This is a genomic window from Microbulbifer sp. CnH-101-G, assembly GCF_052466775.1.
This window is the reverse complement of sequence record NZ_CP174292.1, coordinates 3,902,290-3,923,808: the sequence shown is the minus strand read 5'-3', so window position 1 is coordinate 3,923,808 and position 21,519 is coordinate 3,902,290. Positions and strand designations below refer to the sequence as shown.

The 21,519-nt window shown below is 54.2% G+C and carries 18 protein-coding genes; 17 read left to right on the top strand and 1 reads right to left on the bottom strand.

The genetic code is table 11. From position 1 onward, the window contains the following. The first annotated feature begins 4 nt into the window (after positions 1-4). From ACJJID_RS17420 to ACJJID_RS17375, 10 genes are all read left to right on the top strand, one after another. Positions 5-475: a F0F1 ATP synthase subunit B gene (locus ACJJID_RS17420; RefSeq protein ID WP_152455991.1), complete on the top strand. Its 471-nt coding sequence runs from the start codon at positions 5-7 to the stop codon at positions 473-475. 12 nt (positions 476-487) lie between these two features. Continuing rightward, a complete protein-coding gene (locus ACJJID_RS17415; protein WP_444920556.1) occupies positions 488-1,024 on the top strand; it encodes a F0F1 ATP synthase subunit delta in 537 nt (178 codons plus the stop codon). Positions 1,025-1,073: 49 nt separating this feature from the next. After that, positions 1,074-2,618 (top strand): F0F1 ATP synthase subunit alpha, encoded by a 1,545-nt coding sequence (atpA, locus tag ACJJID_RS17410; RefSeq protein ID WP_152455988.1) that lies wholly within the window; start codon positions 1,074-1,076, stop codon positions 2,616-2,618. A gap of 77 nt (positions 2,619-2,695) precedes the next feature. Next, on the top strand, positions 2,696-3,556 hold the full coding sequence (atpG, locus tag ACJJID_RS17405; protein ID WP_444920555.1) for a F0F1 ATP synthase subunit gamma: 861 nt from the start codon (positions 2,696-2,698) through the stop codon (positions 3,554-3,556). Positions 3,557-3,615: 59 nt separating this feature from the next. After that, a complete protein-coding gene (gene atpD, locus ACJJID_RS17400; RefSeq protein ID WP_444920554.1) occupies positions 3,616-5,019 on the top strand; it encodes a F0F1 ATP synthase subunit beta in 1,404 nt (467 codons plus the stop codon). Positions 5,020-5,037: 18 nt separating this feature from the next. Then, positions 5,038-5,457 (top strand): F0F1 ATP synthase subunit epsilon, encoded by a 420-nt coding sequence (locus tag ACJJID_RS17395; protein WP_020413901.1) that lies wholly within the window; start codon positions 5,038-5,040, stop codon positions 5,455-5,457. Positions 5,458-5,637: 180 nt separating this feature from the next. Further along, the gene (locus ACJJID_RS17390) at positions 5,638-6,627 is read left to right on the top strand and encodes a hypothetical protein (protein WP_444920553.1); all 990 of its coding nucleotides are present in this window, start codon (positions 5,638-5,640) and stop codon (positions 6,625-6,627) included. A 20-nt stretch (positions 6,628-6,647) separates the two neighbouring features. Beyond that, on the top strand, positions 6,648-7,082 hold the full coding sequence (locus ACJJID_RS17385) for a VOC family protein (RefSeq protein WP_444920552.1): 435 nt from the start codon (positions 6,648-6,650) through the stop codon (positions 7,080-7,082). A 160-nt stretch (positions 7,083-7,242) separates the two neighbouring features. Continuing rightward, entirely contained in the window at positions 7,243-7,875 is a 633-nt protein-coding gene (locus tag ACJJID_RS17380; protein WP_444920551.1) for a glutathione S-transferase family protein, read from the top strand. 267 nt (positions 7,876-8,142) lie between these two features. Beyond that, positions 8,143-8,937 (top strand): formate/nitrite transporter family protein, encoded by a 795-nt coding sequence (locus tag ACJJID_RS17375; RefSeq protein ID WP_444920550.1) that lies wholly within the window; start codon positions 8,143-8,145, stop codon positions 8,935-8,937. Positions 8,938-9,019: 82 nt separating this feature from the next. Here the strand turns inward: ACJJID_RS17375 and ACJJID_RS17370 are convergent, their stop codons facing one another. Next, positions 9,020-12,370 carry an amidohydrolase family protein gene (locus ACJJID_RS17370; RefSeq protein WP_444920549.1) on the bottom strand — a complete coding sequence of 1,117 codons (3,351 nt, stop codon included), beginning with the start codon at positions 12,368-12,370 and terminating at the stop codon, positions 9,020-9,022. A 215-nt stretch (positions 12,371-12,585) separates the two neighbouring features. Between ACJJID_RS17370 and glmU the strand changes: the two genes are divergently transcribed. The 7 genes from glmU (at position 12,586) to ACJJID_RS17335 (ending at position 21,072) form a co-directional block, all read left to right on the top strand. Beyond that, a complete protein-coding gene (gene glmU / locus ACJJID_RS17365) occupies positions 12,586-13,947 on the top strand; it encodes a bifunctional UDP-N-acetylglucosamine diphosphorylase/glucosamine-1-phosphate N-acetyltransferase GlmU (RefSeq protein ID WP_444920548.1) in 1,362 nt (453 codons plus the stop codon). Between the two features lie 122 nt (positions 13,948-14,069). Next, positions 14,070-15,161 carry a pyruvate dehydrogenase (acetyl-transferring) E1 component subunit alpha gene (pdhA, locus tag ACJJID_RS17360; RefSeq protein WP_444920547.1) on the top strand — a complete coding sequence of 364 codons (1,092 nt, stop codon included), beginning with the start codon at positions 14,070-14,072 and terminating at the stop codon, positions 15,159-15,161. After that, positions 15,161-16,156, top strand: coding sequence for an alpha-ketoacid dehydrogenase subunit beta (locus tag ACJJID_RS17355; protein WP_444920546.1), 996 nt, complete (start codon positions 15,161-15,163; stop codon positions 16,154-16,156). Before pdhA ends, ACJJID_RS17355 begins: the two co-directional genes overlap by 1 nt. Further along, positions 16,153-17,412: a dihydrolipoamide acetyltransferase family protein gene (locus ACJJID_RS17350; RefSeq protein ID WP_444920545.1), complete on the top strand. Its 1,260-nt coding sequence runs from the start codon at positions 16,153-16,155 to the stop codon at positions 17,410-17,412. Before ACJJID_RS17355 ends, ACJJID_RS17350 begins: the two co-directional genes overlap by 4 nt. A 136-nt stretch (positions 17,413-17,548) precedes the next feature. Further along, positions 17,549-18,325: a DeoR/GlpR family DNA-binding transcription regulator gene (locus ACJJID_RS17345; protein WP_444920544.1), complete on the top strand. Its 777-nt coding sequence runs from the start codon at positions 17,549-17,551 to the stop codon at positions 18,323-18,325. A gap of 45 nt (positions 18,326-18,370) precedes the next feature. Further along, positions 18,371-20,200, top strand: coding sequence for a glutamine--fructose-6-phosphate transaminase (isomerizing) (gene glmS / locus ACJJID_RS17340; protein ID WP_444920543.1), 1,830 nt, complete (start codon positions 18,371-18,373; stop codon positions 20,198-20,200). Between the two features lie 23 nt (positions 20,201-20,223). Then, positions 20,224-21,072 (top strand): alpha/beta fold hydrolase, encoded by an 849-nt coding sequence (locus ACJJID_RS17335; protein ID WP_444920542.1) that lies wholly within the window; start codon positions 20,224-20,226, stop codon positions 21,070-21,072. The last annotated feature ends 447 nt before the right edge of the window (positions 21,073-21,519 follow it).

Here is a 21,519-nt window from a genome sequence, read left to right as displayed (position 1 = left end):
CGGTGTGAATATCAACCTGACTCTAATCGGCCAGTCGATCACATTCCTGTTTTTCGTCTGGTTTTGCTGGAAGTTTGTTTGGCCGCCACTTTTGGGCGTGATGAAAGAGCGTGAGAAAAAGATCGCAGATGGTCTTGCTGACGCCGAGCACGCGCAGAAAGACCTGGAACTGGCCAAGCGTAAAGCTGCCGAGCAGCTGAAAGAAGCCAAAGATCAGGCGAGCGAGATTATCGATGGCGCCAACAAGCGCGCCAATCAGATCATCGATGAAGCAAAGCAGTCTGCGCATGCCGAGGGCGACCGCCTGAAAGCTGCGGCCAAAGCTGAGATCGACCAAGAAGTGAATCGCGCTAAAGAGCAACTGCGCAGCCGTGTGGCAGACCTGTCTGTCCTGGGTGCGGAGAAGATTCTCGCGGTCAATATCGACGCTAAGGCGCACGACGACCTGATCGACAAACTGGCAGCCGAGCTGTAAGCGAGGAACCCCATGGCGGAACTCAGCACACTGGCCCGGCCCTACGCTAAAGCCGCATTTGCCTATGCGCAGCAAGCCTCCAACCTCGGTGGTTGGAGCGCTGCGCTGGAAACCGCGGCGGCGGTCAGCCAGAACGAAAAAGTGCGTGAGCTGCTGGATAACCCACAGCTCACCAGTGAAGAGCGCGCAGATAAATTCCTGTCGATCTGTTCAGACGAGCTCGGCGAGCACGGAAAGAACTTCATCCGGTTGCTGGCGGAAAACCACCGCCTGCAGCTGCTGCCGGAAATTTCCGAGCTGTTCGAAGAGCTGAAAGCGCAGGCGGAAGCCACCCTCGAGGTGGAAGTTGTTTCCGCGCAAGCCCTGAGCGATGCACAGGCTCAAGCGCTGAGCCAGAAACTCAGCGCGATGTTTGAACGCGAAATACATCTGCACAGCTCGGTGGACGAGAGCCTGCTGGGCGGCGCGATCATCCGTGCCGGTGATACAGTCATCGACGGTTCCGTACGCGGACGTCTGGCCAAGCTCGCCGAGGCGATGAACTCCTAAATTACTCTCCCCGACGGCGTCAGCCGGCGGGGGACTTGAGGAACAGAGCATGCAGCAACTGAATCCCTCTGAGATCAGTGAAATCATCAAGAGCCGCATCGAAAATCTCGATGTGAGCACTGAAGCCCAAAATGAGGGCACCATTGTTTCCGTATCCGACGGCATCATCCGCATCCACGGCCTGGCCGACGTGATGTACGGTGAGATGATCGAGTTCGAAGGCGGCGTTTACGGTATGGCGCTGAACCTGGAGCGCGACTCCGTTGGTGCTGTAATCCTGGGCGACTACAAATCCCTGGCCGAAGGTCAGAAGTGTCGTTGTACCGGCCGTATCCTGGAAACCCCGGTTGGTCCGGAACTGCTCGGCCGCGTTGTAGACGCGCTGGGTAACCCGATCGACGGCAAGGGCCCGCTGAACAACAAGCTGACCGACGCGGTAGAAAAGGTAGCGCCTGGCGTTATCGCCCGTCAGTCCGTTGACCAGCCTGTACAAACCGGTCTGAAAGCGGTTGATACCATGATCCCGATCGGCCGTGGCCAGCGTGAGCTGATCATCGGTGACCGTCAGATCGGTAAGACTGCTGTGGCGATCGATGCCATCATCAACCAGAAAGGCACCGGCGTTAAGTGTATCTACGTTGCCGTGGGCCAGAAGCAGTCCTCTATTGCCAACGTAGTGCGTAAGCTCGAAGAGCACGGCGCTATGGACCACACCATCGTAGTCGCCGCTGGCGCCGCCGATCCGGCAGCGATGCAGTTCCTGGCTCCCTACGTCGGCTGTACCATGGGTGAGTACTTCCGCGACCGCGGTGAAGACGCCCTGATCGTATACGATGACCTGACCAAGCAGGCTTGGGCCTACCGTCAGATCTCCCTGTTGCTGAAGCGTCCGCCCGGACGTGAAGCCTACCCTGGTGACGTTTTCTACTTGCACTCCCGTCTGCTGGAGCGCGCCGCGCGTGTAAACGCCGACTACGTAGAGAAGTTCACCAATGGTGAAGTGAAAGGCAAGACCGGCTCTCTGACCGCCCTGCCGATCATTGAAACCCAGGCCGGTGACGTATCCGCGTTCGTACCGACCAACGTGATTTCCATTACCGATGGCCAGATCTTCCTTGAGACCGATCTGTTCAACTCCGGTATCCGCCCTGCGATCAACCCGGGTATCTCCGTATCCCGTGTAGGTGGTGCAGCGCAGACCAAGGTGATCAAAAAGCTGTCCGGTGGTATCCGTACCGCTCTGGCTCAGTACCGCGAACTGGCGGCATTCTCCCAGTTTGCCTCTGACCTGGACGAAGCCACCAAGGCCCAGCTGGATCACGGTGAGCGCGTAACCGAGCTGATGAAGCAGAAGCAGTACTCTCCGCTGTCTATCGCGGACATGGCTGTTTCCGTTTACGCCGCTGACAAGGGTTACCTGAAAGAAGTAGAAGTTGCCAAGGTTCTCGATTTCGAAGCCGCCCTGCTCGCCTATATGAACAGCGAACACGCAGAGCTGATGGAGAAAGTGAACGCGACTGGTAACTACAACGACGAGATCGACGCAGCTTTCAAAGCGGCTATCGAGAAGTTCGTCGCTACTAGCAGCTGGTAAGAACTCCCTGGAGAGCGCGAAAGAGCGGCAATGCCGCTCTTTCGGAATCTAACTTCCAGCGAACAAGGTAAATCACTATGGCAGGCGGAAAAGAAGTACGCACAAAAATTGCCAGCATCAAGAGCACGCAGAAGATTACTGCCGCAATGGAAATGGTTGCAGCCAGTAAGATGCGCAGGGCTCAGGATCGCATGGCACTGGGGCGTCCCTACGCCCAGCGCATACGCGCAGTGATCGGCCACGTCGCCAACGCTTCGGCCGAGTACCAGCATATTTACCTGCAGGAGCGCGAGGCCAAGCGGGTCGGTTTTATCCTGGTATCCACTGACCGCGGTCTCTGTGGCGGCCTGAACATCAACATGTTCAAAGCGGCTATTCGCGAGATGCAGGCGTGGTCCGAAAAAGGCGTTGACGTAGAAGTCTGCGCGGTAGGTAACAAGGCGGCCAGTTTCTTTAATGCCATCGGCAGCAAGGTTGTCGCAGCGGTTCGCGACCTGGGCGATGCGCCCCAGGCCAACAGGCTGATTGGCTCAGTAAAAGTAATGCTGGACCGTTACGCAGAAGGCGATATCGATCGCCTGTTCCTGGTATCCAACGAGTTTATCAACACCATGTCGCAGAAGCCGCGGGTCGAGCAATTGCTGCCGCTGCCGAAGGACGAAGATGAAAAACTCATGCACGAGTGGGACTACCTCTACGAGCCGGATCCGGTTGAATTGCTGGATGGATTGCTGGCTCGCTATATCGAGTCTCAGGTATACCAGGCAGTAGTTGAAAACAAAGCCTGTGAGCAGGCAGCGCGTATGATCGCGATGAAGAGCGCCACCGATAACGCCGGTGAGCTGATCGATCAGTTGCAGCTTGTCTACAACAAGGCGCGCCAGGCGGCCATTACCCAGGAACTGTCCGAAATTGTCGGCGGTGCGGCGGCGGTTTAATCCGCTGCCCCTAGCAGTAATGGTCAGCCTAGAAAGAATTTAAAGCTGAGGATCCGGAAATGAGTAACGGGCAAATTGTGCAAGTGATCGGAGCGGTCATCGACGTGGAATTCCCACGCGATTCTGTTCCGAATGTATACGACGCACTGGTGGTTGAGGACAAGAACCTCACCATGGAAGTGCAGCAGCAGTTGGGTGACGGCGTGGTACGCGCTATTGCCATGGGTTCATCCGAAGGTATCAGCCGCGGTCTGCCCGTGCGCAATACCGGCGCTCCGGTTTCTGTACCGGTTGGCCTGGAAACCCTGGGTCGCATCATGGACGTGCTCGGCAACCCGATTGACGAGTGTGGCCCTATCGGTGAGAAAGAGCGCTCCTCTATCCACCGCGCCGCGCCGACCTACGAAGAGCAGTCCAGCTCGACCGAACTGCTGGAAACCGGCATTAAGGTAATCGACCTGGTTTGCCCGTTCGCCAAGGGTGGTAAAGTTGGTCTGTTCGGTGGTGCCGGTGTAGGTAAAACCGTAAACATGATGGAACTGATCAACAACATCGCTACCGAGCACTCCGGTCTGTCCGTGTTCGCCGGTGTTGGTGAGCGTACCCGTGAAGGTAACGACTTCTACTACGAGATGGCTGAATCCGGCGTTGTTGACCTGGAAAACAAAGCCAACTCTAAAGTGGCGATGGTTTACGGCCAGATGAATGAGCCGCCCGGCAACCGTCTGCGCGTAGCCCTGACTGGCCTGACCATGGCGGAAAAATTCCGTGATGAAGGCAAAGACGTACTGTTGTTCGTCGACAACATCTACCGCTACACCCTGGCCGGTACCGAAGTATCCGCACTGCTGGGCCGTATGCCTTCTGCGGTAGGTTACCAGCCGACCCTGGCGGAAGAGATGGGCGTTCTGCAGGAGCGTATTACCTCCACCAAGACCGGTTCTATCACCTCCATCCAGGCGGTATACGTACCGGCGGATGACTTGACTGACCCGTCTCCGGCGACCACCTTCGCGCACTTGGACTCCACCGTAGTACTGAGCCGTGATATCGCCGCTAAAGGTATCTACCCGGCTGTTGACCCGCTGGACTCCACCTCCCGTCAGCTGGACCCGCAGGTAATCGGTCAGGAACACTACGAAGTGGCTCGTGGCGTTCAGTCCGTACTGCAGCGCTACAAAGAGCTGAAGGACATCATTGCGATCCTGGGTATGGACGAACTGTCTGAAGAAGACAAACAGACCGTAGCCCGCGCCCGTAAGATCGAGCGCTTCCTGTCCCAGCCTTTCCACGTTGCGGAAATCTTCACCGGTGCACCAGGTAAATACGTTTCCCTGAAAGAAACCATCCGTGGCTTCCAGGGCATCCTGAGCGGTGAATATGACCACATGCCTGAACAGGCCTTCTACATGGTGGGAACCATCGACGAAGCTGTGGAAAAAGCCAACAAGAGCAAAGGCTAAGCCAGAGAGGCATATACTATGGCCATGACAGTACATTGTGACATTGTCAGCGCCGAGCAGTCTCTCTTCTCCGGACTGGTGCAGATGGTGATTGTGAGTGGTATCGAAGGTGAGCTGGGTCTCTCCTACGGCCACGCGCAACTGCTAACCGCCCTGAAGCCCGGTCCGGTACGCATCATCAAGCCCGGTGGTGAAGAGGAAGTACTGTTCGTCAGCGGTGGCTACGCCGAAGTTCAGCCGAACATGGTTACCATCCTCGCGGATGTAGCCGAGCGTGAAATTGATGAGGAAGCTGCACAGAAGGCCCGCGAAGAAGCGGAACACGCCCTGCACAAAGCGCCCTCTGAAGTCGATTATGCGCGTATCTCAGCCCAACTGGCCGAAGCCGAGGCGCGTCTGCGCACCCTGCAGGCAATCCGCAAGGCGGCCGGCAAGTAAGCAGTTCTTACAGTTTGTAAGGCCTGTTTTTGGCGACAAAAAAGCAGCTTCGGCTGCTTTTTTTGTTTCTTGAATAAGCTGTTTCCCCACAATCTCCCTATCTCATCTCCGCGCCTTTCTATACTGGATGTTGGTTGATCAAGCCAAATGTATTCCATCAATTAAAAATGGCGCTGATTTATGTTTTTTATAAGGTTGTATCAGGCCTCTTTTCAAAAACTTGCGGCTTTTTTGATGTGTCTCATGCTGTCCTGGGCAATGGATAGCCACTCTCAGTTCTATACCTACCATACTCCTGCTGAATACCTCAGAGAGACCAAGCCGATAATGATTCCAGGGAACATTTTTGTGACAGGAATTGTTCCTAAAAAGAACCATGTGCCGAGTCATTTAAAAGAATTTGGTTTTTATCACTCGGGCTGGGATGAAGATGATATTCCCGAGGTAGCAAAATTCTCTACATTTGTAGATGTTTGGTGTTTTGACATAGACCTGATGGAAGTCGCCAGGAGACACGGATTAAAAATTTGGGTGGCACTGGCTCCAATTTTTTTTAAGGATTTTGGCAAGAATAAACAGGAAGATTACCGAGAGCGGTGGGAAAGAGCTAGGCATCAATTACTGCCCTTTAAAGATATTATTTACGCCTTTGATCCACTGGATGAACCTTTTCAACGCTCTTCTTTGCCTGATAAAGAATTAAAACTCTACTTTGAAGAAATTGGAGCGCTGATAAAGAAAGACTTCCCTACGGCAAAGTTGGCAATTACTTTTACACATAACACGGTGAGTCAAGCGAGATTTCAGTTAATTGTTCCTGAAAATTTTAATTTATTTGGAGTTGATTATTATTATGGTGTGGATTTTCAAAATAAGATTGTTGAAAAATTGATGCATAAAACCCAGCACATGGATGCTAAATATTATTTGATTCCTAGAGGGTTCAAGACAACTAATAGTGGTTACGAGACTTTATCAGTAACTGAACTTCTTTTACGAGCAAGACAGGCTTACAATTTTGCGGTTTCTCATTCAAAAGTAGAGGTGGTTTTTCCATTCCACTGGAAAGGATTTGTAGAGCACACAGAAACTTATATTGGAATTGAAAATATACCTGTATTACGCAATGAATATGAGAAAATTGGTAGGGCAATTTCCCGAGATAGATAATTTATTACGAGAGCCTTCCGATGGTAAAAAATCCCGATCACGTCACGATTGCTGTTACAGATTTAGAGAGAAGCAAGCATTTTTTTGAGTTGCTCGACTTTGAATTGAAAATAACAGATGTTATTTCAGGGGAGGAAGTTGCCAAATATATGGATGTATCCGATATAGAAGCTGATCACTTAACCATGGTGTTAAAGGGCGCTGAACCAAGGTTTGAGATTCAATTACTGCATTATAGAAACCCAAAAATATTCTCCGATCCAAAAATATCTAATTTAGCGCGTCCTGGATATAACCATCTCTGCTTCAGGGTCGAAAATATTGAGTTGGCTGTTGATCATTTGAGAAAAAATGGTATTAATATTCGCAGTCATATCATGGAGTACTTACATAGAAAGTTGGTATATATTGAAGGACCAGAATACATTACTGTGGAGCTAGCGGAATGGCTTTAATGGGATTTAATTAAAAGCAAGTAATAATCTTTTAATAGTTTTACATCTACCCCCTCTATTATTTAAGATATTAGTCACTAATCTTCCATTGGCACAAAAAACTCTCGAAAAAAATTAATAGTCCCCTAAACTGTGACCTTCTATTCTCAGGGAGAGATTCATGTCTAATAATTTGACTTTTTACACTAACCCCCAGTCACGTGGATGTATCGTGCGCTGGATGTTGGAAGAGCTGGGTTTATCGTATCGCACAGAAGTACTTGAGTACGGCGAGCCCATGAAGACGCCTAAATACTTGGCCATTAATCCAATGGGCAAGGTGCCAACTGTGATTCACGGTGAGAGAATCATTACTGAAACGGCGGCTATTTGTGTCTACCTGGCAGAAGTTTTTGGCAATGCTGAACTGGCGCCAAAGAGTGATGATGAGAAAGCAAGCTATTACCGCTGGATGTTCTTTGCAGCTGGGCCGATGGAACAGGCCATTGTGAACAAGAATATCTTTGGTGACGAAGCCAGTGCGGATAACCAGATGATGCTTGGTTACGGTAACTACCAATTGGCGCTCGATACTCTCTCTGAATGGATAAAATCTAACCCCTATATACTAGGTGAGCGATTTACTGCTGCGGATGTTTATATCGCGGCTCAACTGGGCTGGGGTATGGAATTTGGCACTATTGAGAAGCGAAAAGAGTTTCAGGAGTATGTAGAGCGCTTGTCTAAACGCGAGGCTTTTCAGCGTGCGCAAGCTCTTGATCAAGCCCTTCTGAAAGAGGTTGACGAGGCCTAGCAGGAGGTAACCCTAGTGACTTTTTAAAGCCCTGCCTAGCAGGGCTTTTTTGTCGTTGCGATTTTAAATCGCGATGACCTTTATTTGATATACCTGTGGAAGATGATCTTTTTCTGGTTGCTGATCAGGCCACAGGATTTATTCTTGCTTCTGCCAATTCATCATCTGCTTTAGTCAGTAATCTCATTGAATTCCAAAGCAGCTACTCTATCTATACGACGTTTCTTTCCACTAGACGATGACTATATTTCTAATTCTTCTTATTGAATGAGTATTGATAGCGATAAACCCAAGAGTGAGCGGGCTGTCTTGCGTGAGCAAATGGATGCCAGCCTGCATGAATATGAACGAGAGAGTCGCTCGCTGTTATTGTCATCTGTTGCCGCAGGGTTGGAGATCGGCTTCAGTTTTTTTTTGATGATGGCGCTGTTTAGTAGTTTTTATGGGGAATTGGGAAAACCAGCTTTACATCTTGTGTTGTCTTTGAGCTATCCCGTTGGTTTTATCCTGGTCATTATCGGTCGAACAGACCTTTTTACTGAACATACGACTCTGGCAATTCTTCCGGTTGTGGATGGAAGGCAACGGTTACGAGATTTAGGGCGCATTTGGGGATTGATTTATCTGGGCAATATGATTGGTGCTTTTATATTTGCACTTATGCTGGTGAGTTATGCCCTGGTTAGTCAAAACATTACTCAGGAAGGGTTTGACTACTATGGGCAGAAGCTCATTGACGATAGTAATGTGGCGCTGTTTCTTGGGGCGATTCTGGCTGGTTGGCTAATGGGACTGCTCGGTTGGTTGGTTTCATCCAGTACAGACACCATTGGTCGAATCACTGTTATTGCCATAGTGACCTTTGTTATTGGTCTAGGAAGCCTGCCCCACTGTATTGCTGGAGCCGTAGCCATTTTTAGTGCCTGGATTGGTGGAGAAGGGGTTGTTGATTGGTTAGAGCTACTGCGATTTCAAGTCATCGCCACATTGGGTAATACCTTTGGTGGTGCGGTATTTGTGGGGCTACTGAAATATGGATATATCACCAATAACTTGCCCTAGTAGATGTGTTATTCCCAAGGGTCAATGGGAGTAGTGCCCGGCAGTTACTGCCGGGCTATGAGTTAGGGGCACACCCTGTGTGCTAGTGCACCCAGTGGTGGCGCTCCATCTTCTCCTGTACCGCTTCCGCCGTAGGAGCGGGCATAGCGCTGATAGGCAGGCGCTCATGGAAGAACGCCAAGCGTTCGCCAGCACCCATTTCATTCATGGTTTCCGCCTCAAACACACGGCCGTTGATCACTGTGTAGGAAATGTTCTCCGACAGGCGCAGGTTGTCCAGGGGGTTGCCGTCGATCACGATCAGGTCAGCGAGCTTACCTGCCTCGATACTGCCGATATCGCCATCCATACCCAAGTAGCGGGCACCATCGATGGTACCGGCGCGGAAGGCCTCCCAAGGGGTAAAGCCGCCCTGCTCCATCATCCACATCTCCCAGTGAGCTCCCAGTCCTTCGCGCTGGCCGTGGGCGCCGATATGTACGGTGACACCTTCATCGCGCAGCTGCTTGGCCTGACGGGCCACATTAAAGTGGTTGTAGTGGGCATCCGGTGCAGTGGGGCGACGGATAGAGCGAGGGTTAACAATAAAGTCCGGAGTAAAGCGGGTCAGGCGCTCGTTTTTCCACACTTCGGTGCGGTCATACCAGTACTCCTCACCCCAGAGACCGCCGTAGGCCACGACAAAGGTCGGTGTATAACCCACTTGGGTTTGGCTCCACAGTTGCTCCACATCGCCGTAGACATTGGCGATCGGCAGCGAGTGCTCGATACCGGTGTGCCCATCCACAATCATGTTCATATTGTGCTGGTACTTACCGCCGCCCTCGGGCACTACCATGATGCCGGCCTCGCGGGCTGCTTGTAGCACTTGCTGGCGCTGGTCCCGGCGGGGCTGGTTGTAGCTCTTCACCGAGATGGCGCCCATTTCCTTGAGGCGGTTGACGTGGAACTGGGCGTCCTCCAGGGAGTTGATCTTGGCTTTGTAGCCTGGACCCTTGGCGCCATAGAGGATGGTGCCAGTGGAGAAAATACGCGGCCCAGTAATCAGGCCGGCCTTTTGCATTTCAGCGGCGGAGAAGATCTCGCTGCTGTCATTGGAGGGGTCGTGAATGGTAGTCACGCCAAATGCCAGGCTGGAGAACAGGTTCCAGTTTTGCTGCGGGATAATTTCTTCGCGTCCCTGAGCGCCGTGGGCATGGGCGTCAATCAGCCCAGGCAATACGGTTTTGCCGGTGATATCGATACGCTTCGCTTCGGCGGGAATTTCCACCTCTGCAGTTGGGCCCACCGCGACAATGCGGTTGCCCCGGAACAGCACTACGCCATTCTCGATAATTTCGCGGGTGTTTTCTGCATCGCGCATAGTGACGACCTTGCCGCCGGTGAGGGCAACGAGACCTGTCTGATTATCGAAGGACTGCTCAAAGCTCAGGTCGATACCTTCAGAAACTGGTTCTGGCAGTTCCTCTGGAGCGCCGGCGACAAATTCGAAGGCGTCTTTTAATTCGCGCTCGAATAGTTTGGGGCCGTGCGCCCAGCCCAAGGTGTCACTATCGGCGGACCAGTGTAGATATTCACCGGCGCGTTTGGATACCTGGGTGACTTTAACCGCTTTGCTATCGGGGCCGATTACCTCGGACTTGCCGGTGTGCATAAAGGGCGCGACAAAGGCTTTGAAGTCCTGGGTAAAGGCGACCCACTTGCCGTCCGGGGATAGGCGGAAGGAGGTGATCTCAGCGCCATGCAGGTGCTCGCGCTCATCTTTGCCTTCCAGGTTGGTGCTCTTCAGTACGCGCTTGCCGCCGCCGGCGTGTTGGTACTCGGAAAAATAGATACGCTCGTCGCTGGCGCCGAAGTGCGGCTCATAGCCGGACTTCACGACCCGGCGCTGCCAGTCGCCGTCGACGTCTGCCAGGTAGATACCCGGCTCCAAGGAGTACTCGGGGCTCAGCAGGTAGCCGCCGGTAAAGCGGCGGTAGGCCACGGTGTCACCACTGGGAGAGAAGCTCGGCTCTACGTACAGGCCGGGCTGCTTGGTGATGTTTTTGCCGCGACCGCTGCGTGTGGATACCACTCGTACATGACCGAGTTTTTGGTCGTCCCAGGTGACATAGGTGATCTCGCGACCATCGCGGGACCAGCTGGGGTAGAACTCAAAGTGGTCGTCCTGGCGGGTCAGGCGACGACGCTCACCACTGTCGACATCTTGGATATAAATCTTGCCCAAAGCCTGGAACGCGACCTGTTTGCCGTTGGGGGATTTTTGCGCCCAGCGAATCATCTTCACATCGAAGGTTTCCGGGGCCACTTCCACCGGGAAACGCACCGCATCGGCCACCTGCTTCTTGACCTTCACATGGGCTTCAATTGGCGCGACGCTGTCCCCGTTTATTGAGATGCGCAGGAATTTGCCGCCGGTCCATACGATCAGCGACTCGCCATCGGGCATCCAGTCGTATTGCACATAGTTGCCATGGGGGCCGAAAATTTCCTGCAGGTCCCGCTCAAGGCCGGCGTAAACCGGGGTTTCCAAGCCGGTTTCCAGGTTTTTCAGGAACAGGGAGGTCCGATTGTCCTGGCGGCGGATAAAGGCCAGTTTGCTGCCATCCGGGGAGGGTACGGGTGCCACCGCACCGCCGGGACCGGAGATAAAGGTTTCCTCTTCACCGTCCTGGAGGTCGTAGCGGTTTATGGCAAAAATTTCCTGGGTGGAGTTTTTGTTGTACTCCCATACGGTGCCAGGGGTGGTATCGATGGAGTAATAGACATAGCGTCCATCCGGGGAGAATGCCGGATCGGCAATGTTCTTCTGCGCGATATCGCCACCGATGCGCTCTTTCAGTTGGCGCCCCTCACCGCCACCGTAGTGATACATCCAGATTTCACCGGCAGGGATACTGCGCCCAGACATAAAACCTTTGCGCGCTACCAGGTACTGGCCATCGGGGCTCCAGTTGGGTGAGTGCAGTAGATTTTCCTTCTCAGTGGTGAGCTGGCGAAGGTTTTCGCCATTGCGGTCCATCAACCAGATATTGTCGGCACCATCGCGGTCGCTGATAAATACGATGCTCTTGCCATCCGGGCTGAAGCGCGGCTGCATATTCCAGGCGATCTCATTGGTTAGAGCTATCGCCTCGCCGCCTGCAACCGGCACTGTGTAGATATCGCCGAGCATATCGAACAGGATGGTTTTGCCATCCGGGCTGATATCCAGGTTGCTCCAGGTGGTCTCTCGGGTGTCCAACTGGATCGGTTTAAATTCGTAAGGCGGCTTGTTGATATCCCAGGATTGATCTTCCTGCTTCTCTTCCTGTGCTTCCTGGTCTTTTGTGATTTCCTCTGCCGACGCTAAAGCTCCTGCAGGCAAAGACAGCGCCAGTGCTGCCAGAGCCAATAGCTGGCGCCGTGGTTTTTTTTGCGCGATCGTATTCATGGACAATTTCCCTCCACCGCATTCTTCTGCGCCGGTTCTTACTGTTCTGTTCTAATGGGTAATGAATTGATTTTCAGGACACTAAAGTACCGGTATCGCCGTTTGGCGGCAATCGCAATGCGCCTAGCGCCATGCTGCCGGGGTGGGTTGAGTTAGTGGGGGCTAGTGGCCACAATGTTGCCAAATTTATGAAATTAGAGAGATTTCAAACCAATATGACTATCGATGTTGTGATTTTGGCCGCGGGCAAAGGCTCCCGTATGCGATCTGACCTGCCCAAAGTGCTGCACCCGATTGGCGGAATTCCCATGTTGGGGCATGTAATTGAGACAGCGCGGCAGTTGCAGGGCGTTGAAATCACCGTGGTTGTCGGACACGGCGCGGATCAGGTGCGGGAGCGTTTTGCCGATAGTGGTGTGAAATTTGTTGAGCAGACGGAACAGTTGGGTACTGGCCATGCTGTGGCGCAGGCGATTCCCCAGTTCCGCGAAGGCTCCACCGTCTTGGTGCTCTATGGAGATGTGCCACTGGTCAGGGCGGGCACTTTGCAGTCCCTGTTGTCAGCGGCAGACCACGGCCCCGCCCTGCTCTCGGTAGAAATGGCTAATCCGGCCGGCTATGGTCGCATAGTACGCGACGATACAGGCCGAGTGCAGGCGATTGTCGAAGAGAAGGATGCCGATGCCGATACACTGGCAATCCGCGAGGTAAACACCGGAATTCTCGCGGCCCCAGCGGATTTGCTGGCACGTTGGCTGCCAGAGCTGTCTTGTGAAAATGCTCAGGGCGAATACTACCTGACCGATGTCATCGCACGCTCGGTGAGCGAGGAAATAGCGGTAACCGGCGAGCGTGCCAGTGACACGCTGGAAGTGGCCGGCGTAAACAGTCGCGCCCAGCAGGCGCAAATGGAACGTGCCCTGCAGCACACCCGTGCAGTGGCGCTGATGAATGCCGGGGTGACCCTGCTCGATCCGGCCCGAATCGACATCCGCGGCAGTCTCGAGTGCGATACGGATGTAGCTATCGACATCAATTGCATCTTTGAAGGTAAGGTCTCTCTGGGTAAAGGCGTGCAGATTGGCCCCAATTGCCTGCTGAAAAACTGTCGTTTAGCGGATGGCACCCGTGTGGAGGCCAACTCGGTAATCGAAGGTGCCGATGTGGGTGAAGCCTGCACCATAGGTCCTTTTGCCCGCCTGCGCCCCGGCACCGAGCTGGCTAATGGAGCCAAGGTGGGTAATTTTGTCGAAACCAAAAAGGCCAAAGTGGGTGTCGGTAGCAAGATCAATCACCTCTCTTATGTGGGGGATTCGGTCTTGGGCGATTCGGTGAATATCGGTGCCGGTACCATCACCTGTAATTACGATGGTGTGAATAAGTCCCTCACCGAAATTGGTGACGGGGCTTTTATCGGTTCCAATACCGCCTTGGTTGCCCCGGTGAAAGTCGGCAGTGGTGCCACCGTTGGGGCGGGTTCCACCATCACCCGGGAAGTGGGTAGCGAGGAGCTGGCTGTGGCCCGGGGCAAGCAGCGTAATATCACCGGCTGGGAGCGCCCGATAAAGCGAAACTAGGTTTTCCATTTTGATATGAAACCCGCTGGAAAATCGAATTCCGGCGGGTTTTCACTCCTCCCACCCGGTGGGACACCTCCTTTCCATTAAACTTGCGCTTCGGGAACAAAAGGAATGGCCCGATGCACAAGCCCAGAATGCAGCTGCTCGCCAGCTTCGATATCGCCTCTTTACAGTATCTGGATGAATCTGGACAAACCACCCAGGCGCTGCCCGATTTCGCCACCCCGGATACTCTGGTTGCCCTATACCGGCAAATGACCCTGGCGCGTATGGTGGATGATCGCGCGGTGAAGATGCAGCGTACCGGTCAGCTCGGCACCTACCCATCCAGCCTCGGACAGGAAGCCATTGGCGTGGGTGTGGGGGCCGCCATGGCAAAAGAAGACGTCTACTGTCCCAACTACCGGGAAACCGGCGCCCTTTTGGAGCGGGGTGTGCGCATAGAGGAAATCTACGCAATTTGGGGAGGGGACGAACGGGGCCAGAATTATCGCCATGTGCGCGAAGACTTGCCGCTAAGCGTGCCTATAGCGACACAGATGCTGCATGGCGCCGGCGTTGCCTTTGCCCTCAAATATAAACACGAGCAATTGGGTGAGCCCATGCGCGCTGCGGTTACCAGTGGCGGTGACGGCGCCACGTCCAAAGGGGATTTCTACGAAGCTATCAACCTGGCAGGGGATTGGAAGTTACCGTTGGTGGTGGTGATCAATAACAACCAGTGGGCTATTTCCCTGCCCCGCTCCGGGCAAACCGCCTGTAAAACCCTTGCACAGAAAGCGATTGCCGCGGGAAGCCCCAGCTTGCAGGTGGATGGCAATGATGTCATCGCTGTTTACCAAGCCGTTTTAGAAGCGCTGCAGCAGGCCCATGCCGGCGGCGGCCCCTCATTGATTGAGGCGGTGACTTATCGCCTCTGTGATCACACCACCGCCGATGACGCCAGCCGCTACCAACCACCAGAGGGACTCAAGGAGGCTTGGAGCAAAGAGCCGCTGAGGCGCTTGAGAACCTATTTGGAAGGGCTGGGGATCTGGGGAGATGCCCAAGAAGAGGAATTGCAGCGGGAGTTGAAAGAGATCCTGGAGGAGGCCGTTCGTGCGTATCGGCAAAAATCCCAGGATGCGCCCACGGCTATTTTTGACCATCTCTATGAAACATTGCCCGAGGCCTTTATCGAGCAATACCAGCAACTGCAGGGGGACAGCTGATGGCGCAAATTACCCTGGTGGAATCGATTACCCTGGCGCTCACCTTTGAGATGCAAAAAGACCCCAAGGTGGTGGTATTCGGTGAGGATGTGGGACTCAACGGTGGTGTATTTCGCGCCACCGATGGCCTGCAAGCGCGTTTTGGCCATGAGCGGGTACTGGATACACCGCTGGCGGAAAATATGATCGCCGGGATTGCTATCGGTATGGCCGCACAAGGCCTGCGGCCGGTAGCCGAGTTCCAGTTTATGGGGTTTATCTACCCCGCCCTCGATCAAATCCTCAGCCACGCCGCGCGCTACCGCAACAGAACCCGGGGGCGGCTGTCCTGCCCTGTTGTCTATCGGGCACCTTATGGCGGTGGTATCCATGCCCCGGAGCACCACTCGGAGAGCACCGAGGCGCTGTTCGCCCATATCCCCGGTTTGCGTCTAGTGGTGCCCTCCTCCCCGGCGCGGGCCTATGGCCTGTTGCTGGCAGCGATCCGCGATCCCGATCCGGTTGTCTTCCTCGAACCCAAGCGGATCTACCGCGCGGTGCGCCAGGAAGTGATCGACAATGGAGAAGCACTGCCTCTAGATCGAGCCTTTGTCCTACGTGAGGGCAGCGATATCACCCTGATCGCCTGGGGGGCCTCTCTGAAGGAAACCCTACAGGTTGCCGAGCAGCTATCCACTGAAGGTATCGAAGCCGAGGTGATAGATCTCGCCACCCTAAAACCCCTGGATATCCACACCATTATCGACTCTTTGGAAAAGACCCATCGCTGTGTTTTGGTACATGAAGCTGCACGCTTTTGTGGCTTGGGCGCGGAAGTGGCCACGCAAATCAATGAATACGCCTTCGACCTGCTGCACGCCCCGGTACAGAGAGTAACGGGCTTCGATACGGTGATGCCCTACTTCCAGCTTGAGGAAGCCTATCTACCCGGTGTGCCGCGGATTATGACGGCGGTACGCGAGGTACTCGAATACGCTAGTGGAGGGGTGGCATGAAAATTTTCACTTTACCGGACCTCGGTGAGGGCCTGCCCGATGCGGTAGTGCGGGAATGGCATGTACACGAGGGAGATGAAATTGCCGCCCACGAGAGCCTGGTCACTGTCGAGACTGCCAAAGCGCTAGTGGAAGTGCCCGCCCCTTGGGGAGGTAAGATTGAAAAACTCTTCGCGCAGCCGGATCAAACCGTCAATGTGGGTGAACCCCTTGTGGGTTTTGTCGCTGAAGGTAGTGCGCAAGAGGCAGCGCCATCAGAGGTACCCGCTGAGGTTACTTCTCCCAAAGAGGCCGTCATCACGGCTGAACCTGAAGAGGAAAAAGTGTGCGGCGCATCGGCACCTGATCGGGCGCGGGCCGACAGTGGAACTGTCGTGGGCAAGCTGGAGCAGGGAGAGGATGTCCTCGGTGTCGAGCAGGATATTAGCGAGGCTCCCAAACGGCTGGCAACACCTTCGGTTCGCGCCCTGGCCCGGCGCCTGGGAGTGGAGCTGGAAAAACTCACCACGGATGGCGCTTTGGTCACTGCAGCACAGGTGCGTGCTGCTGCGGGGGCTAAATTTAGTGCCGTGGAGGAAAACGCCGAGCAAAGACAATCTCCAGAACCGGTGAAGGAGGTAGCAAAAGCCTCAGAGCCTGAGGAAGTTATGACACCGGCACGGCGTGCCATGGGGATATCCATGAGTCGTGCCCGGGACCAGGTGACACAGATTACCCTGTGTGATGATGCGGATATATCCAGTTGGTGGGGCAGCGCCCCGGCGCTGTTGAAATTGATTCGCGCCGTGCAGTCTGCCTGTATTGCCGAGCCGACCCTTAACGCTTTTTTCCAGGATGATCAGCTGACGCCCCAGAAGTCGGTCAATATCGGATTGGCGGTGGATTCTCCTCGCGGCCTATTTGTTCCTGTTTTGAAAGATGTGGCTGCGCGCTCGGATAAATCATTAATGGCCCAGGTGGCCGATTTTAAACACCAGGCCCGGGAAACCGGCATTGCCCAGAGTGACCTACAGGGTGCAACCATTCTTTTATCCAATTTTGGCACTATCGCCGGTCGCTATGCGACACCGGTCGTGCTGCCGCCAACAGTGGCAATTGTCGGTGCTGGCAGGGTTTGCCAGGGCGTCGTGGTGATAGACCGCTGGCCGGCGATGCGTCCCCTACTGCCCCTCTCCATTAGTGCAGATCACCGCGCGGTAACCGGCGGTGAGTTGGCGCGTTTTCTCAAGGCGATGTTATCCGCCCTTTCAGCGTAAGTACCGTTCAAGAGCTGCCACTATCTCTCTTGCCCGTATCCTGCTGGGCCGCCGGGCCTTCATTTGTTTGAAATCTTTGTGGGAACTTATCTTTCACTTTGCTATCTTTAAGTTTCGAAACGAAAGTTAAGTGGTTATGTCGAAACGCAATACACAACAGCGCCGCCATGGCATTATGAGTCTTTTGAATGAGACCGGAGAGGCGAGTGTCGAAGAATTGGCACGGCGCTTCGAAACTTCAGAAGTTACGATTCGAAAGGACCTCACCGCGATGGAAAACCACGGTCTGCTGCTGCGTCGCCGCGGTGGTGCCATACCGGTGCCGCGTGAGTTGGTGGTGGAAGAAGGTCCATCGGAAGTCAAACGCGCTATCAGCCGCGCCGCTGCAGCCTTAATTCCAGACCATCACCGAATAGTCATCGACTATGGCCGCACCACAGCGGCCATGATCCCCGAGCTGGAGTGCAAGCGCGGTCTGGTGGTGATGACCAATTCCCTACATGTGGCAAACGCCCTACGGGAGCTGGAGAACGAGCCAACCCTATTGATGACCGGCGGCACCTGGGACCCGCACTTCGAAGCCTTTCAGGGCAAGGTGGCAGAGCAGGTATTGCGCGATTACGACTTCGACAGAGCTTTTATTGGTGCCGATGGCATAGACCTGGAGCGCGGTACCTGCACTTTCAACGAACAGATAGGTCTTTCCCGGGTAATGGCTGAAGTTGCACGGGAAGTAGTGATATTAGCGGAGTCCAGCAAGGTCGGCAGGCGAATCCCCAATTTGGAACTATCCTGGAGCCAAGTAGATGTACTGGTAACAGATTCCGGGCTGGAGGAGAGCGCGCGCCAGCAATTGCAAAAGCTGGGGGTGCGGGTTATCTGCGCATCCACAAGCTCAGTGGCTGGCGGTTAGCGAGAGAATAAACAAAAGACTTTTAGGAATTGCGAGGAGAAAGATATGTGTGGAATTGTTGGGGCACTGGCCCAGCGCAATGTGACGGGTATCCTTCTTGAGGGCCTGCGTCGCCTGGAGTACCGAGGCTATGATTCTGCAGGCGTCTGTTTACGCGGGGATGATGGGCGGTTACAGTTACGCAAGAGTTTGGGAAAGGTTGCTGACCTGGAAGCCAAACTGGAGGCAGAACCCGCTGGGGGGCACCAGGGAATTGCCCATACCCGCTGGGCGACCCATGGAGTGCCATCCGATGAAAACGCCCATCCCCATATGTCCGGACACATTGCTCTGGTGCATAACGGTATTATCGAAAATCACCAAGCACTGCGCGAAGAATTGCAGGCCAAGGGTTATAAATTCGCTTCGGATACTGATACCGAAGTGGTGGTTCACCTGATCCACTCCCTCAGTGGAGAGGGGCTGGGCTTAATGGAGGCGGTGAGCAAGGCGACCAAAATGTTGGAGGGCGCCTACGCCCTCGCCGTGATCAGCAGTGAGGAGCCGGAGGTCCTGGCCTGTGCGCGCTACGGTAGCCCTTTGGTTCTGGGCGTCGGCATCGAGGAAAACTTTATCGCCTCGGACCCGATGGCCCTGCGCCAGGTGACTGATCGCTTTATTTTCCTTGAAGAAGGCGATGTGGCAGAGGTGCGCCACAGTGGCATTTCGGTCCGCGATAAGAGCGGAGAGGAAGTTAGCCGCCCGGTGCATAAGCTCGACTCCGGCCATGATGTGGCCGAAAAGGGTCACTATCGCCACTACATGCAAAAGGAAATCTTCGAGCAGCCTGAAGTCGTTGCGGCGACCCTGGCCGGGCGTATCGGAGATCACTCGGTGCTGTCGCAAGCGCTGGGTAGCCGCGCCCAAGAGATTTTGCCCAAGGTGGAGCAGGTGCAGATTGTGGCCTGTGGCACCAGTTACCATGCGGGCATGGTTGCACGTTACTGGCTGGAGGACTGGGCGGGCGTTCCCTGCTCGGTGGAAGTGGCCAGTGAAATCCGCTATCGCAAGACGGTTGTGCGCCCCGGCACCTTGTTCGTGACTATTTCCCAGTCTGGTGAGACCGCGGATACCCTGGCGGCATTGCGCCAAGCCAAAGAACTCGGCTACCTGGGTTTTATGACGATCTGCAATGTGCCCAACAGCTCCCTGGTGCGTGAATCCGAGCTGTCTTTGATGACGGAGGCGGGCCCTGAAATTGGCGTGGCTTCCACCAAAGCCTTTACTACTCAATTGGTGGCTCTGCAGCTGTTCAGTCTTGCCCTGGCCAAGGCCAATGGGCTCCCTAGTGAGCGCGAGGCAGAACTGGTGGATGCCTTGCATCAGTTGCCGCAGCTGATGGAGGAATTTACCGGCCTTGATAAGCTGGTTCAGTTGACCAGTGAGGCCTTTGCTGAGAAGAACCATGCATTGTTCCTCGGACGCGGTGTTGAGTTTCCCATTGCCCTTGAGGGTGCATTAAAGCTCAAGGAAATCTCCTACATTCACGCGGAAGCCTACCCGGCCGGAGAGCTCAAGCACGGCCCGCTGGCCCTGGTGGATGCGGACATGCCGGTGATTGTTGTGGCTCCCAATGATGAGCTGCTGGAAAAGCTGAAGTCCAATTTACAGGAAGTTCGCGCTCGCGGCGGCCAGCTGTTTGTATTTGCTAGCCCCAAGGCCGGTTTCACCAGTGAGGAGGGAATCACCGTGATTGAAGTACCCGACTCTCCAGAGAGCCTGGCACCAATCCTCTACACTGTGCCCCTTCAGCTGCTCAGCTATCACGTGGCGCTACTGAAAGGCACCGATGTGGATCAGCCGCGAAACCTGGCTAAATCGGTCACTGTGGAGTAATTCTGTAAAGCCATGGATGGCTTATGAGTAAACCTGCAGAGCGCTTTAGCTTCACGACATCCGATGGAGTGAGGCTCAGCTTTCTGAGTGCCGGGGCTGGTCCCACTCTGCTGATCCTGCACGGCTGGTCGCAGGGGGCGGCCCTGTTCAAATACCAGCTCTCTGGCTTGAGTGATCGCTATCGGGTGATTGCGCTGGACATGCGCGGTCATGGTCAGTCGGACAAACCCCTGCATGGCTACCGTATCGCCCGGTTGGCGAAGGACCTGCAGGAGATGATTAGCGCCCTGGCTCCTCAACCTCTCTATTTGCTTGGTCACTCGGCGGGTGCTTCGGTGATCTGGAGCTACCTGGAAATGTTTGGCGATGCAGGGGTTTCCAAACTGGTTTTTATCGATGAGCCCGCCGCCCTACTGGCCCAGCCCTATTGGTCTGAGCAAGAGCGACTGGAAGCAGGCGCAATTCTTACGGCCGAACAACTCTTTGAGTTCACGGGCCAGTTGCGCAGTTCCAAAGCGGAGGAAGCCACCCGCAACATACTGATGTCTATGGTGACTCCGGCGATGACCCCGAGGCAGAGGGAGGAGCTAATTGCGGTCAACCTGCAGTTTCCACGGGCCCTGGCAGCACGCCTCTTTATAGATAATGTCACTCGTGATTGGCGTGACTTTATTCACCGTATTAAAAAGCCCACGCTGATTGCCTTCGGTCGTGCCAGCCCTCACCCGGTGGAATGCCAGCAGTGGATTCATCAGCAAATCAAAGGTTCTCGCTTGGAAATTATCGAGGCCGAAGATGGTGGCAGCCACTTTTTATTTCTCGAAGCACCTCAAAGGTTCAATACTCTGCTGCAGGATTTTCTAGATAGCTGACTGGGCACAAACCTATAAAGCTGTAGCATGGAGGAACCCTTTAGGGGGTTCCACTATTTCCTAATAGTTTTCCACAGACTCCAATTTGCTCGAGCTGTGATTTTTTACAGTGGATAAGTTAAGTGGAAGTTATTCACAGTTTCGTCTTTTGGAGGGTCTTTAAATTCCCTTTCATTTTCAAACACTTATTTCTGTGGATAAACACCCTCAAAATGACTCAACTCCCTCTAAACTGTGTACAAGGGAAGTTATTCCATGATGGAGGTCATAGGTTATTAACAGTCCCTCCCTATTTCTGATGAACTCTCCCTACAAGATATCTCCCTGCTGATACTCCAGATCTCAGGCCGTGACCTATTGATAGAAGTGCATACAGTTTCGGTCAATCCTGTGGATACCAAGGTATGTAAAAAGGTACATAAAAGAGTTGAAGCTGCTTAGAAGCGC

Coding starts and splice junctions, on each gene's coding strand:
- glmS (WP_444920543.1), top strand. CDS start 18,371: ATGTGTGGAATTGTTGGGGCACTGGCCCAGCGCAATGTGACGGGTATC.
- ACJJID_RS17385 (WP_444920552.1), top strand. CDS start 6,648: ATGGTAAAAAATCCCGATCACGTCACGATTGCTGTTACAGATTTAGAG.
- ACJJID_RS17395 (WP_020413901.1), top strand. CDS start 5,038: ATGGCCATGACAGTACATTGTGACATTGTCAGCGCCGAGCAGTCTCTC.
- atpA (WP_152455988.1), top strand. CDS start 1,074: ATGCAGCAACTGAATCCCTCTGAGATCAGTGAAATCATCAAGAGCCGC.
- ACJJID_RS17345 (WP_444920544.1), top strand. CDS start 17,549: ATGTCGAAACGCAATACACAACAGCGCCGCCATGGCATTATGAGTCTT.
- ACJJID_RS17335 (WP_444920542.1), top strand. CDS start 20,224: ATGAGTAAACCTGCAGAGCGCTTTAGCTTCACGACATCCGATGGAGTG.
- ACJJID_RS17380 (WP_444920551.1), top strand. CDS start 7,243: ATGTCTAATAATTTGACTTTTTACACTAACCCCCAGTCACGTGGATGT.
- atpD (WP_444920554.1), top strand. CDS start 3,616: ATGAGTAACGGGCAAATTGTGCAAGTGATCGGAGCGGTCATCGACGTG.
- ACJJID_RS17390 (WP_444920553.1), top strand. CDS start 5,638: ATGTTTTTTATAAGGTTGTATCAGGCCTCTTTTCAAAAACTTGCGGCT.
- atpG (WP_444920555.1), top strand. CDS start 2,696: ATGGCAGGCGGAAAAGAAGTACGCACAAAAATTGCCAGCATCAAGAGC.
- ACJJID_RS17350 (WP_444920545.1), top strand. CDS start 16,153: ATGAAAATTTTCACTTTACCGGACCTCGGTGAGGGCCTGCCCGATGCG.
- ACJJID_RS17375 (WP_444920550.1), top strand. CDS start 8,143: ATGAGTATTGATAGCGATAAACCCAAGAGTGAGCGGGCTGTCTTGCGT.
- ACJJID_RS17370 (WP_444920549.1), bottom strand. CDS start 12,370: ATGAATACGATCGCGCAAAAAAAACCACGGCGCCAGCTATTGGCTCTG.
- glmU (WP_444920548.1), top strand. CDS start 12,586: ATGACTATCGATGTTGTGATTTTGGCCGCGGGCAAAGGCTCCCGTATG.
- pdhA (WP_444920547.1), top strand. CDS start 14,070: ATGCACAAGCCCAGAATGCAGCTGCTCGCCAGCTTCGATATCGCCTCT.
- ACJJID_RS17415 (WP_444920556.1), top strand. CDS start 488: ATGGCGGAACTCAGCACACTGGCCCGGCCCTACGCTAAAGCCGCATTT.
- ACJJID_RS17355 (WP_444920546.1), top strand. CDS start 15,161: ATGGCGCAAATTACCCTGGTGGAATCGATTACCCTGGCGCTCACCTTT.